The sequence below is a fragment of the Pseudomonas sp. Sample_9 genome, from assembly GCF_004307535.1.
GTDB lineage: Bacteria > Pseudomonadota > Gammaproteobacteria > Pseudomonadales > Pseudomonadaceae > Aquipseudomonas > Aquipseudomonas mercuritolerans.
Genome location: NZ_RAZO01000162.1, coordinates 44,227 through 56,844, shown reverse-complemented (window position 1 = coordinate 56,844; position 12,618 = coordinate 44,227). Strand labels below are relative to the sequence as shown.

The following is a 12,618-nucleotide window of genomic DNA, read 5'->3' as shown; positions in this document are numbered from 1 at the left end:
CGGGACGGTTCGGAGGGTCAATGAGGCGTGTAGGAGATTTCGACGGGTGACAGGGTTTTGTATAGCTTTGGAGAGAGAATGATCACCAAAGCACACTTCATGGATGCCGAGCACCAACGGGCCCACATCACCCTTTTCCATACGCCAAAAACCACAAACCCCCGACTTTCTCTAGGAAAATCAGGGGTTTGCGTTTTCAAAATGTGGCGGTGAAGGAGAGATTCGAACTCTCGATACAGTTTCCTGTATACACACTTTCCAGGCGTGCTCCTTAAGCCACTCGGACACTTCACCGTATCTCTGCAGACATGTTCTGTCTGTCGAGGCGCGCTAATGTAGTCGAAAGCTTTTCCGATGGCAAACTTTTTTTCAGAATTTTCATGCGCTTAAGAGAGCACGCTTCATTCTGCCAAAGCGGGCGATGGCAAACCCGCCAATCTCGGGTAAGCCGTGCGCTTCCTTTTATAGCAGGCAAAACGCGCGCGACGCTGGCCGAAGCGCAAAACGGTGACTGGCAGGTCAGTCACGGCGCTTTACCTGGCCTGCGGCGGTGGGTAACGTCTGCCCATCTTTCTAATAAGGAATAGCGTCATGAGCGAGTTGATTGCCTACCACCTCGAAGACGGTATCGCGACCCTGACCCTGAACAATGGCAAGGTCAACGCGATTTCTCCGGATGTGATTGCGGCGTTTAACGCGGCGCTGGATCAGGCGGTGGCGGATCGCGCCGTGGTGATCATTACCGGGCAGCCGGGGATCCTCTCGGGCGGGTATGACCTGAAGGTGATGACCGCCGGCCCGAAAGAAGCCGTTGCGCTGGTGACGGCCGGTTCGACCCTGGCCCGCCGCCTGCTCTCTCACCCGTTCCCGGTGATCGTTGCTTGCCCGGGGCACGCCGTGGCCAAGGGTGCTTTCCTGCTGTTGTCCGCCGATTACCGCATCGGTGTCGACGGCCCGTTCAGCATCGGCCTGAACGAAGTGCAGATCGGCATGACCATGCACCACGCCGGTATCGAGCTGGCGCGTGATCGCTTGCGGCGTTCGGCTTTCCATCGCTCGGTGATCAATGGCGAGATGTTCGATCCGCAAAGTGCCGTTGATGCAGGCTTCCTCGACAAAGTCGTCACAGCCGAAGAATTGCAAGGCGCTGCCCTGGCTGCCGCGCGGCAGTTGAAGAAGATCAACATGCTCGCGCACAAGAACACCAAGCTGAAAGTGCGCAAGCAACTGCTGGAAACTCTTGACGACGCCATCCTGCAGGACCAGCAACATCTGGGCTGACTCGTCCAGGATCTGCCGATAAGTGAATAGCCCGACCCTCGTGTCGGGCTTTTTCTTACGTCACACGTCGAAGATTCGCGGAAAGCTCTAGGACGCGCCTGACAGGCAATACTGAAACATGCGCTTAAACATCGGCCATCTCCGGACTCTATAGCGGCAATTGCCGAAAACAGTGCACATCCGTACACTGCGCCACCTTTTGTCCCGGTGGGCCTGCAAAAATGCTGTTTGTGTTTCGTATGTTGTTGATGGGCCTGCACTTTATTCTGGCCGGCGTGCTCGGCGTGATCCTTGGACTGTGCCGCCCGTTCAACCCGGACAACAGCCGACTCTGCGCCCGTCTCTACGCTTTGCCGGCGATGTGTATCTTGCGTTTGCGGGTCAGGTCCGAGGTCAACGGCTTGATGAACAAGCCCGACAGTTGCGTGATCATTGCCAACCATCAGTCCAACTACGATCTGTTCGTGTTCGGCAATGTCGTCCCCCGCCGCACCGTGTGTATCGGCAAGAAAAGCCTGAAGTGGGTGCCGTTGTTCGGCCAGTTGTTCTGGCTGGCCGGCAATGTGTTGATCGACCGTGGCAATGCGCACAAGGCGCGGCAGTCGATGCTGACGACCACCCACACCTTGCAGAATGAAGACACCTCGATCTGGGTGTTTCCGGAAGGCACCCGCAACCTCGGTGAAGATTTGCTGCCGTTCAAGAAAGGCGCGTTCCAGATGGCAATTGCCGCCGGCGTGCCGATCGTTCCGGTGTGCGTGAGCAGCTATATAAAACACATGCGCCTGAATCGCTGGCGCAGCGGCAACGTTCTCATACGTTCCTTGCCGGCGATTCCTACAGTCGGATTGACCATGGACGACATGCCCATGCTGATCGAGCGATGCCGCGAGCAGATGCGCGAGTGCATCGAATCGATGGATCGGCAACTGCAAGCCGCGTGAAACAAGACCCGCCCTGTGCGGGTTTTCTTTTGCCGGGTGAACTGTAGAAGTTTCACTGACTCTCAAGCAGCGACACGGCTAAGCTGAAGCCTTGTTCCCCTGCCATCTGCCAAGAAGAAGTGAATCACCACCATGGGTCGAGTTGTTGCTGCTGCGGTGTACAGCGAGGGTAAGAAAGTCACCAATATTGCGCTGGACGAAGGTGCTGCGTGGGCGGCCAAACCCGGGCACTTCGTGTGGATCGGTCTTGAAGAGCCGGACGCACAGGAATTATCCAACCTGCAACGTCAGTTCAACTTGCATGAACTGGCCATCGAAGACGCGCTGGAAAAACACAGCCGACCGAAACTGGAAACCTTTGGTGACGCTCTGTTTATCGTCACCTACTCACCGGTTCGCGAAAACGGCGTTTTGCAATTCATCGAAACGCATATCTTCGCCGGCAGGGGTTACATCATCACTGCACGCAACGGCCATTCCGCGTCGTACGCCTATGTGCGGCAACGCTGTGAAGCGCGCCCTTTGTTGCTTGAGCACGGGGAGGATTTCGTCCTGTATGCGCTGCTCGATTTCGTCATCGAGAACTATCAGCCGGTGGGCGAAGCGATCCACGCCGAGATCGATGAGTTGGAGCGCAACGTGCTGTGCAGCGCCCTCAACGAGCGAGACATCCAGAAGCTGCACGGTTTGCGCCGTGATGTGGTGCGCTTGCGTCGATATGCGGCGCCGATGGTGGAAATCGGCGAAGAGCTGCAAAAGCTCAGTTTCCCGTTCATCGACAAGAACATGCGCCCGTACTTTCGCGATGTGCAGATTCATGTAACGCGGCAGATGGAAGACCTCAGTACGTTGGCGGACATTGCCAGCCAGACCATCGAGATCGGCGTGTTGCTCGAGGCATCCCGGCAGAGCGTGGTGCAGCGCAAGTTTGCGGCGTGGGCGGCGATTCTGGCGTTCCCGACGGCGGTGGCGGGGATTTACGGGATGAACTTCCAGAACATGCCGGAATTGACCTGGCATTACGGTTATTTTGCGGTGCTGGGGTTTATTGCGGTGGGGTGTGTGAGTTTGTGGGCGAGTTTCAAGCGGTCCGGGTGGCTGTAGCCGGGACCGCGTTGCCCCGGATATTCGCGAGCAGGCTCGCTCCCACAGGGATTGTGGAAGCAGACCCTTTTAGCGTTGAGCCGCTTCCGGTTTGTGCGCCACGAAGCGCATCATCCACTCCGCAACCGTAGCGCCATGATGCTCCTGCTCTAGGCTCGCGACCCCCTTGCTGTAGATCTGCGAGCCCAGCGCTTCCTGGCGCAGATCGAGCAGCGCGCGCGAATAATCATGAATGAATTCCGGGTGGCCCTGGAAGCACAGCACCTGGTCGTTGATGTGATAAGCCGCGAACGGGCAGAAATCGCTGGACGCGATGACCGTGGCGTTTTCCGGTAGTTCGGTGACCTGATCCTGATGACTGATCAGCAGTGTCAGCTCTTCGCGCACCGGGCTCATCCACGGCGCCTTGGCTGCCAGCTGATAGCTGTGAGTGCCGACGCCCCAGCCTTGGGAAGCACGCTCGCTTTTGCCACCAAGCAGCAGCGCCAGCAATTGATGGCCAAAGCACACGCCGAGCAATTTGTCGCCGCGTTCGTAGCGATTCAGAAGGTAGGTCTTGAGGGTCTGGATCCACGGATCCGTGCCGAACGAATCGGCCTTGCTGCCAGTGACCAGGTACGCATCGAAAGTCTCGTCGTCACTTGGGTAATCCCCCTTCACCACGTTATAGACAGTGAACTCAGCGGCAATCGGTTGCTGCGAGAACAGGCGCTGGAACATCTGCCCATAACCCTGATATTGATCAATCAATTCGGGCCGCAGGATGTCGGTTTCGAGAATGCAGATGCGCAGCGACATAAAAAATACCTGACACGTGATGGGAATAATGAACACCCCAGAGCCTGCCTTGAAACACGTGGCCAAGGCAAGCCCCGAAATGCTCTCTCGCCCTAAAACATTTCACCTTTCGCCGCTTTGTCCAGTAGCAGCGCTGGTGGGGTAAAGCGCTCGCCGTATTGCTCGGCCAGATACTGCGCGCGGGCGACGAAGTCCTTCAGGCCATACTGGTTGATGAACTGCAGCGCCCCGCCGGTCCACGCGGCGAAACCGATGCCGAAGATCGAGCCGACGTTGGCATCCGCCGTCGAGGTCAGCACGCCCTCCTCCACACAGCGCACGGTTTCGATGGCCTGCACAAACAACAGCCGATCACGCACATCCTTCGCAGAGATCTGTCCGTCGGCCTTCTCGAAGCGCGCTTTCAGCTCCGGCCACAAATGCTTCTGCGAGCCCGCTGGATACTCATAAAAACCGCCTCCGGCAGCTTTACCCGGTCGCTTGAATTCATTGAGCATCAAGTCAATCACGGCAAAGGCCGGGTGCTCAATCAGCGGTTTCCCTTCAGCCTGTAGGTCCTTGGCCGTCTGTTGACGGATATGGCTCATCAGGCTGAGGGAAACTTCGTCGGAGATTGCCAGAGGCCCGACCGGCATCCCGGCCTTGCGCGCTTCGGTCTCGATCATCGGCGCACTGACGCCCTCGCCAAGCATGGCAATGCCCTCGTTGGTGAACGTGCCGAACACCCGCGAGGTAAAGAAGCCGCGACTGTCGTTGACCACGATCGGGGTTTTCTTGATTTGCAGAACGAAATCGAAACCGCGAGCGAGAGTTTCGGCGCTGGTCTGCGCACCTTTGATGATTTCCACCAGCGGCATTTTTTCTACCGGACTGAAGAAATGCAGGCCGATGAATTTACTTTGATCGGCCACCGCCGTCGCCAGACCGGTGATCGGCAGGGTCGATGTGTTGGAGGCGATGACAGCGTCGCCACCCACCACCTGTTGCGCGGCGGCAGATACCTTGGCCTTGAGTTGGCGATCCTCGAACACCGCTTCGATGATCAGATCGCAACCGGCCAGATCGCCATCGCTTTCGCTCGCAACGATGCGCGCCAGCACCGCCTCGCGCTGTTCGACAGTCAGCTGGCCACGGGCAACTTTTTTATCCAGCAGCGCCGCGGAATGCGCCTTACCTTTCTCGGCAGCAGCGAGATTGATGTCCTTGAGGACGACTTCGATACCGGCCGAAGCGCTGACAAACGCGATGCCCGCGCCCATCATTCCGGCGCCGAGCACACCGACTTTCCGGGTTTTATAGGGCGCAAAACCTTGCGGCCTGGAACCGCCGGCGTTGATCTCGTTCAACTGGAACCAGAACGTACCGATCAGGTTTTTTGAGATTTGCCCGGTCGTCAGCTCAGTGAAGTAGCGGGTTTCGATCAGGTGCGCGGTGTCGAAATCGACCTGAGCGCCCTCCACCGCCGCGCACAGAATCTTCTCCGGCGCCGGCAGAGTGCCTTGGGTTTTCGCGCGCAGGATCGACGGCGCAATCGCCAGCATCTGCGCCACTTTCGGGTCCGATGGCATGCCGCCAGGAATCTGGTAACCCTTGACGTCCCAGCGCTGCACTGGCGCCGGATTGGCGAGAATCCAGGCGCGCGCCTTGGCCAGCAGCTCATCGCGATCCGCTGCCAGGTCATCAATCAGCCCGGCCTGCAACGCCTGTTGCGGGCGCACCTTCTTGCCTTCAAGCAAGTACGGCAGCGCTTTTTCGATGCCGAGCATGCGTACCATGCGCACCACCCCTCCACCGCCCGGCAGCAGGCCCAGGGTCACTTCCGGCAGACCGAGTTGCACCGAGGCGTCATCAACAGCAATGCGGTGGTGACAGGCCAGGCAGATTTCCCAGCCGCCGCCCAGCGCAGTGCCGTTGATCGCCGCGACCACCGGTTTGCCGAGTGTTTCCAGGCTGCGCAATTGCGCCTTGAGGGTCAGCACCATGTCGTAGAAGGCTTTGGCTTCGGGTTTGCCGACCTTGATCAGTTCATTGAGGTCGCCGCCGGCAAAAAAGGTTTTCTTCGCCGAAGTGATGATGACTCCGGCGATGCTGTCTTTCTCGGTCAGCAAACGAGCAACGCAAGCGGCCATGGCCTCGCGGTACACGGCGTTCATGGTGTTGGCGCTCTGGCCCGGCATGTCCATGGTCAGCACGACGATACCGTCCTGGCCTTTTTCGTAACGAATGGCTTCGCTCATAACAGGGTTCCTTGAAGTCGTGGCTCAGAGGCGTTCGATGATGGTGGCAATGCCCATGCCGCCGCCGACACACAGCGTCGCCAGGCCGTAGCGCAGGTTGCGCGCCTCCAGTTCATCAAGCAGGGTGCCGAGGATCGCGCAACCCGTGGCGCCCAGCGGGTGGCCCATGGCGATCGAGCCGCCGTTGACGTTGACCTTGCCGGGATCGACGGCCATGTCCTTGATGAATTTCAACACCACCGAAGCAAACGCTTCGTTGACCTCGAACAGGTCGATGTCCTCCACCCGCAGTCCGGCCTTGGCCAGCGCTTTGCGAGTCGCCGGCGCCGGGCCGGTGAGCATGATGGTCGGGTCGGTACTGGTGACGGCCGTGGCAACGATGCGCGCACGAGGCTGCAGCCCCAGCGCGCGGCCCTTGGCTTCGGAGCCGATGAGCATCAGCGCCGCACCGTCGACAATTCCGGAACTGTTGCCCGGCGTGTGCACATGGTTGATCCGCTCGACATGGCTGTAGACCCGCAACGCCGTGGCGTCGAAGCCCATCTGCCCGATCATTTCGAAACTCGGCTTGAGCTTGCCCAGGCCTTCGAGGGTGGATTCGGCGCGGATGAACTCATCGTGGTCAAGCAGGATGATGCCGTTCTGATCCTGCACCGGCACCAGCGACTTGTTGAACGAGCCGTCGGACCGTGCTCGCGCGGCTTTTTGCTGGGAGTGCAGTGCGTAGGCATCGACATCCTGCCGGCTGAAGCCTTCGAGGGTGGCGATCAGATCGGCGCCGACCCCTTGCGGGGTGAAATGGCTGTGCAGGTTGGTCTGCGGGTCCAGCGCCCAGGCGCCGCCATCGCTGCCCATTGGCACCCGCGACATCGACTCGACGCCGCCAACCACCACCAGATTCTCGAAGCCCGAGCGCACTTTCATCGCGCCGAGATTGACGGCTTCCAGACCCGAAGCGCAAAAGCGGTTGATTTGCACACCGGCGACGCTGACGTCCCAGTCGGCCACTTGCACCGCCGTCTTGGCGATGTCCGAGCCTTGATCGCCGATCGGCGTGACGCAGCCGAGGACGACATCATCGACCTGACTGGTGTCCAGCGCGGTGCGCGCCTGTAACGCAGTCAACAAACCAGCCACCAAATTGACCGGTTTGACACTGTGCAGCGCACCGTCGGCCTTGCCTTTGCCACGCGGAGTGCGCAACGCATCGAAAATCAAAGCTTCAGTCATGACGTCCTCGAACCTGATTTTATTGTCACTGCACTTTCGCCCTGCGCAGAGTCGCAAGCAATGACCACATTGCTCAAAGCGCTTGACGCACACGCTCAGACGGACGGTCATATGACATCAGGTGAACCGGTTCAGGTCGTCGAGTTGTCTAGCCAGCGGGCGGCAAAGAAGCTGGCAATACGCCTCATGTCCTTTTAAAAGCACTTTTGAAGATCACCATATGAAATGGATCTAAGCGATGGCTGACGTGGGCTCTAAGGTGAAGATGTACGCCATCGTCGTCGGGTTTTGCCGAGACGGGCGTCCTTTAACAGGAAGTGCACCGCGTGCCGTCAGGGATATGCAGTCAGGCATGCATCAGGAAATAACAATAAAGGCGGTCAAGCCATGTTCAAACAACCGAAAGTACGTCAAGCAGGACTCATTCTTTTCGCCACGACGCTGTTGTTGATCTTGCCGAATCTGACCAAGGTCATCGGCTGATTCAAACGTCGCGTGCTGTATATCGCCACTGAAAATGTGACTGGCCCGCTACCCGGGCCAGCGTGGTTGTGCCAACCTTTGCGCACTTCCACGACATGGACGGCGATCATTTGAAAACGCTCATTGCGCTCGGTGCCTTGCTACTGAGCTTGCCCTTGTCTGCCGCACAACTGGATCTGCAGTTGGGCGCAAACAGCCGCACCTGGCAGACCGGAGAGCTGCTCAAGCATCCTCAACTGCAAACGCTCACGATCAACAATGATGTTTCCTACAAGAAGGACATGACCTATCAAGCTGTGCCTCTGGCCGCGTTGCTGAAGGGGGTCAAGCCGGAGGATCACTTGCAGGCGGTGGCGCTGGATGGCTTTGCCGCAGAGTTGGCCGCTGCGCCCTTGCTGAACAAGGACGGCGCACGCGCATGGCTGGCGATCGAGGATCCGGCGCAGCCGTGGCCTCCGTTATCCGCCGGCAAACACAGCGCCGGGCCGTTCTATCTGGTCTGGACCGATCCGCAGGCCGGCAATATCAGCCCCGAACAGTGGCCGTTCGAAGTCGCCAGCATCAAGTTGATGGCGCCAGTGGCCCAACGCTTTCCTGCCCTGCTGCCCGATCCTGCCTTGAAGGCCGATGATCCGGTGAACAAGGGTTTTGCCCTGTTTCAGAAAAACTGCCTGGCCTGTCACCGGTTGAATGGTGCCGGAGACGCGCAGTTCGGTCCGGATCTGAATATTCCGTATAGCCCGACCGAGTATTTCGCCGCGGATTTCTTGAAGCGCTACATCCGCGATCCGCAGAGTTTGCGTCAGTGGCCGCAGGCGAAGATGCCGGGGTTTTCGGAAGAGGTGTTGCCGGATGGGGATCTTGAAATGCTGGTGGGGTATCTCAAGCATATGGCCGGACGCAAAGCTAAACCCTGATCAGCAGAAAACTTTGTAGGAGCTGTCGAGTGCAACGAGGCTGCGATCTTTTGATCCTGCTTTTTACAGAAAGATCAAAAGATCGCAGCGTGCCGCAGCTCCTACAAGGCCCCGCAATTACTGTTGCTGCACGGAAATAACCGGCGTCGGCGAGACGAACACCTTCGCATGCATCTGCTCGCAACCGCCGCCCCGGCGCATGCCGCGGACCGGGCAGGCATCGAGATAATCCAGGCCGACCGCCAGCTTCAGGTGTCGCTCCGGGCGCGCCAGTTGGTTGGTCACGTCGAAGCTGTACCACGCGTCGTCCAGCCACGCTTCTGCCCAGGCATGACTGGCCAGATGCTCGCAATCTTCGCTGTACAGATAACCCGACACGTAACGCGACGGCACACCGAGACTGCGCGCGCAGGCGAGAAACGCATGGGTATGATCCTGACAAACCCCGGCGCGACCGGCGAAAGCTTCGGCGGCGCTGGTGTCGACTTCGGTGGAGCCCGGCGTGTAGGTCATGTGCTGATTCAGACCGTGCATCAAGTCGATCAGCGCGGTGCGATCACGCCGTTGCTTGCAGTTCTTCGCGGCAAACTCGCGCAAGGCTTCGTCGGCTTCGGTCAGGCGCGTGAAGCGCAGGAACGGCAGCGCCGACTGGCTCTCATGTTCGGCCTCGCGCAATTCGTCAATATCGACCTGACCACGGGCGCCGATGATGATCGCTTCGTGCGGTTCGTCCATGGTCAGCACATGCAGGATGTTGCCGAACGGATCGAGCTGCGCACGCACCGGACGCGGCAGGTCGAGCTGCCAACTGAGCACATGCTGACGCTCGCTGTCGTGAGGTGTCAGGCGCAGGTACTGGATGCTCGCGCGCACCTGATCTTCGTAGTGATAGGTGGTCTCGTGGCTTATGGAAAGTCTCATGCAGCCTCCAGATAGGAACTGTGAATGGCGTTGCCCAATTGGCGCACCAGTGGGATGAATTCCGTCAGCCAGGCGTGCAGGCCTTCTTCGAGGATTTCGTTGATGCCGGTGTAACGCAGGCGCGCGTCCATTTCCGCCGCCAGGCGTTGTGCCGGTCGGCCGTTGGCGCCGGGCAGTTGCGCGAGGATCTGGTCGATCTCTTCGGTACAGGCACGCAGCGAACGCGGCACATCGGCGCGTAACAGCAGCAGTTCGGCGACATGCCGGGCGCCGGGCGCGTCGCGGTAGATTTCGGTGTAGGCCTCGAATGAGGACAAGGCGCGCAGCAGCGCACTCCATTGGTAATAGGCGTGCGCCGTGCCGTCGCTGACTGCTTCGGCCTGATCGCCGGCCATTTCGTAACGGGCATCGAGCAGGCGCAGCGTGTTGTCCGCGCGCTCGATAAACGTGCCCAGGCGAATAAAGCGAAACGCGTCGTTGCGCATGATCGTGCCGTATGAGGCGCCACGAAACAGGTGCGAACGCTCCTTGATCCATTCGCAGAAACGACTCATGCCATAGCGGCTCAGGCCCTGTTCGGCGATGCCGCGAATTTCCAGCCAGGTCGCGTTGATGTTTTCCCACATGTCCGCAGTGATTCGCCCGCGTACCGCATGGGCACTGGCCCGCGCTGCACCAAGGCAGCTGTAGATACTGGCCGGGTTGGCGGCATCCAGTGCGAAGAAATGCAGCAGGCGCTCTGCGTGCAGGTCGCCGTGGCGTTCAAGGTAATCGTCCAGGGTGCCGGTGATCAGCAACGGCATGGCGAGTTCGTGCAGACCGTCGCCGCGACCGTCCTGCGGCATCAGCGACAGCGAATAACTGATGTCGAGCATCCGCGCGAGATTCTCTGCACGCTCCAGGTAACGCGACATCCAGTACAGATCCGAGGCAGTTCTACTTAACATGGCAAGCTTCCTTCAATCCTCGACTACCCAGGTGTCCTTGGTGCCGCCGCCCTGAGAGGAATTCACCACCAGGGAGCCTTCACGCAACGCGACTCGGGTCAAACCACCGGGCACGACCCGGGTTTCGCGACCGGACAACACAAACGGACGCAAATCGATATGGCGCGGTGCAATGCCGTTTTCGACAAAGGTCGGACAGGTCGACAGCGACAGCGTCGGCTGCGCGATGTAGGCATGGGGTTTGGCTTTGATGCGCTCACGAAAGGCATCGATTTCCGCTGTCGTCGCGGCCGGCCCGACCAGCATCCCGTAACCGCCGGAGCCCTGGGTTTCCTTGACGACCAGTTCCGGAAGATTGGCCAGCACATGAGACAGCTCGGACGGGTTGCGGCACTGCCAGGTCGGTACGTTTTTCAGAATCGGTTCTTCGTCGAGGTAGAAGCGGATCATGTCGGTGACAAACGGATACACCGATTTATCGTCCGCCACTCCGGTGCCGATTGCGTTGGCCAGCACCACATTGCCGGAGCGATAGGACGACAGCAGCCCCGGCACGCCGAGCATCGAGTCCGGGTTGAACGCCAGCGGATCGAGGAATGCGTCGTCGAGGCGACGGTAGATCACGTCGACCGCTTTCGGGCCATCGGTGGTGCGCATGAATACCTTGTCGTCACGCACGAACAGATCCGCGCCTTCCACCAGTTCAACGCCCATCTCCCGCGCCAGAAACGCATGTTCGAAGAACGCGCTGTTAAAGCGCCCCGGCGTAAGTACCACCACGCTGGGATTGTCGATGGGGCTGGAGCTTTTCAGGGTGTCGAGCAGCAGATTGGGGTAGTGATCGATCGGAGCGATGCGCTGGGCGGAGAACAGTTCGGGAAACAGGCGCATCATCATCTTGCGGTCTTCGAGCATGTAGCTGACGCCGCTGGGTGTGCGCAGGTTGTCTTCGAGGACGTAGTAAGTGCCATCGCCATCGCGCACCAGATCAACGCCGGAGATATGCGAGTAGATGTCGCGGTGCAGATCCAGACCCTGCATTGCCAACTGGTATTGCTCGTTGGCCAGCACCTGTTCGGCGGGAATGATCCCGGCCTTGATGATGCGCTGCTCGTGGTAGAGGTCGGCGAGGAACATGTTCAACGCCTTGACCCGCTGGATGCAGCCGCGCTCGACAATCCGCCATTCACTGGCGGGGATGCTGCGGGGAATGGTGTCGAACGGAATCAGGCGCTCGGTGCCCTGCTCGTCGCCATAGAGCGTGAAGGTGATCCCGGCACGGTGGAACAGCAGATCGGCCTCGCGGCGGCGCTGCGCGAGCAGCTCGTCGGGCGTCTCGGCCAGCCAGCGGGCAAATTCCCGGTAATGCGGGCGGACCAGGCCGCCGGCATCGTACATCTCGTCAAAATAGGTGCGGATCATGCCGTACTCCTTGTCACTCCGGACATACAGGCCTTCGCAAGGCCCGTGCCATCGGCATAAACGCTTTGATTTCAATCGGTTGTAGATCCACGCCGAAGGCTGCGCACCATTCCTGTGCGGCAAATGCCCCGGCCCGATTGCCCCCGCTTCATTGCGACGCACTGCATCGCCTATCACCAGCATAGTCAGAGTTGATTTCACTGCCCGGCCACGACTGCGGATAATCCGCGCATTCGCTGCAAAACTTCCCAGGCCAGCCGCCGCGAAGTAGACAGCTCAACTGATCTGAACTGCCTTGGCAGCCCCGTCCCGACAGGACTTTATTGCATACCCG

General features: G+C 59.5%; 10 protein-coding genes and 1 tRNA gene. 4 read left to right on the top strand and 7 right to left on the bottom strand.

Annotated features, from left to right (window positions below; genetic code table 11):
• Nucleotides 1-204 precede the first annotated feature (204 nt).
• Nucleotides 205-294 (bottom strand) — tRNA-Ser (locus tag D6877_RS08810).
• A 297-nt stretch (nucleotides 295-591) separates the two neighbouring features.
• Between D6877_RS08810 and D6877_RS08805 the strand changes: the two genes are divergently transcribed.
• The 3 genes from D6877_RS08805 (at nucleotide 592) to D6877_RS08795 (ending at nucleotide 3,329) form a co-directional block, all read left to right on the top strand.
• Nucleotides 592-1,281 carry a crotonase/enoyl-CoA hydratase family protein gene (locus tag D6877_RS08805; RefSeq protein WP_076566844.1) on the top strand — a complete coding sequence of 230 codons (690 nt, stop codon included), beginning with the start codon at nucleotides 592-594 and terminating at the stop codon, nucleotides 1,279-1,281.
• A 221-nt stretch (nucleotides 1,282-1,502) separates the two neighbouring features.
• Nucleotides 1,503-2,225 carry a 1-acylglycerol-3-phosphate O-acyltransferase gene (locus D6877_RS08800; RefSeq protein WP_024012238.1) on the top strand — a complete coding sequence of 241 codons (723 nt, stop codon included), beginning with the start codon at nucleotides 1,503-1,505 and terminating at the stop codon, nucleotides 2,223-2,225.
• A gap of 132 nt (nucleotides 2,226-2,357) precedes the next feature.
• A complete protein-coding gene (locus D6877_RS08795) occupies nucleotides 2,358-3,329 on the top strand; it encodes a magnesium and cobalt transport protein CorA (RefSeq protein WP_016773794.1) in 972 nt (323 codons plus the stop codon).
• Nucleotides 3,330-3,398: 69 nt separating this feature from the next.
• Here the strand turns inward: D6877_RS08795 and D6877_RS08790 are convergent, their stop codons facing one another.
• The 3 genes from D6877_RS08790 to D6877_RS08780 all read right to left on the bottom strand — a co-directional run bounded on the left by D6877_RS08790 (nucleotide 3,399) and on the right by D6877_RS08780 (nucleotide 7,594).
• Nucleotides 3,399-4,127 (bottom strand): amidotransferase, encoded by a 729-nt coding sequence (locus tag D6877_RS08790; protein WP_123443416.1) that lies wholly within the window; start codon nucleotides 4,125-4,127, stop codon nucleotides 3,399-3,401.
• Nucleotides 4,128-4,219: 92 nt separating this feature from the next.
• Complete coding sequence (locus D6877_RS08785) at nucleotides 4,220-6,364, bottom strand: 3-hydroxyacyl-CoA dehydrogenase NAD-binding domain-containing protein (protein ID WP_130910502.1); 2,145 nt, start codon at nucleotides 6,362-6,364, stop codon at nucleotides 4,220-4,222.
• Between the two features lie 24 nt (nucleotides 6,365-6,388).
• On the bottom strand, nucleotides 6,389-7,594 hold the full coding sequence (locus D6877_RS08780) for an acetyl-CoA C-acetyltransferase (RefSeq protein WP_130910501.1): 1,206 nt from the start codon (nucleotides 7,592-7,594) through the stop codon (nucleotides 6,389-6,391).
• Between the two features lie 578 nt (nucleotides 7,595-8,172).
• On the opposite strand from D6877_RS08780, the gene D6877_RS08775 reads away from it, so the two are divergent.
• Nucleotides 8,173-8,994 carry a cytochrome c gene (locus D6877_RS08775; RefSeq protein WP_130910505.1) on the top strand — a complete coding sequence of 274 codons (822 nt, stop codon included), beginning with the start codon at nucleotides 8,173-8,175 and terminating at the stop codon, nucleotides 8,992-8,994.
• A 117-nt stretch (nucleotides 8,995-9,111) separates the two neighbouring features.
• Here the strand turns inward: D6877_RS08775 and D6877_RS08770 are convergent, their stop codons facing one another.
• From D6877_RS08770 to D6877_RS08760, 3 genes are read right to left on the bottom strand one after another with little or no spacing between them, the layout of a single operon-like run.
• Complete coding sequence (locus D6877_RS08770; RefSeq protein ID WP_016773789.1) at nucleotides 9,112-9,915, bottom strand: transglutaminase family protein; 804 nt, start codon at nucleotides 9,913-9,915, stop codon at nucleotides 9,112-9,114.
• Nucleotides 9,912-10,862, bottom strand: coding sequence for an alpha-E domain-containing protein (locus D6877_RS08765; protein ID WP_016773788.1), 951 nt, complete (start codon nucleotides 10,860-10,862; stop codon nucleotides 9,912-9,914). Before D6877_RS08765 ends, D6877_RS08770 begins: the two co-directional genes overlap by 4 nt.
• Nucleotides 10,863-10,874: 12 nt before the next feature.
• A complete protein-coding gene (locus D6877_RS08760) occupies nucleotides 10,875-12,284 on the bottom strand; it encodes a circularly permuted type 2 ATP-grasp protein (RefSeq protein WP_016773787.1) in 1,410 nt (469 codons plus the stop codon).
• Nucleotides 12,285-12,618 lie beyond the last annotated feature (334 nt).

Bases quoted from the DNA above. Each gene is read 5' to 3' on its own strand.
- D6877_RS08770 (WP_016773789.1), bottom strand. From the start codon at position 9,915: ATGAGACTTTCCATAAGCCACGAGACCACCTATCACTACGAAGATCAG.
- D6877_RS08805 (WP_076566844.1), top strand. From the start codon at position 592: ATGAGCGAGTTGATTGCCTACCACCTCGAAGACGGTATCGCGACCCTG.
- D6877_RS08795 (WP_016773794.1), top strand. From the start codon at position 2,358: ATGGGTCGAGTTGTTGCTGCTGCGGTGTACAGCGAGGGTAAGAAAGTC.
- D6877_RS08790 (WP_123443416.1), bottom strand. From the start codon at position 4,127: ATGTCGCTGCGCATCTGCATTCTCGAAACCGACATCCTGCGGCCCGAA.
- D6877_RS08785 (WP_130910502.1), bottom strand. From the start codon at position 6,364: ATGAGCGAAGCCATTCGTTACGAAAAAGGCCAGGACGGTATCGTCGTG.
- D6877_RS08780 (WP_130910501.1), bottom strand. From the start codon at position 7,594: ATGACTGAAGCTTTGATTTTCGATGCGTTGCGCACTCCGCGTGGCAAA.
- D6877_RS08775 (WP_130910505.1), top strand. From the start codon at position 8,173: ATGGACGGCGATCATTTGAAAACGCTCATTGCGCTCGGTGCCTTGCTA.
- D6877_RS08760 (WP_016773787.1), bottom strand. From the start codon at position 12,284: ATGATCCGCACCTATTTTGACGAGATGTACGATGCCGGCGGCCTGGTC.
- D6877_RS08765 (WP_016773788.1), bottom strand. From the start codon at position 10,862: ATGTTAAGTAGAACTGCCTCGGATCTGTACTGGATGTCGCGTTACCTG.
- D6877_RS08800 (WP_024012238.1), top strand. From the start codon at position 1,503: ATGCTGTTTGTGTTTCGTATGTTGTTGATGGGCCTGCACTTTATTCTG.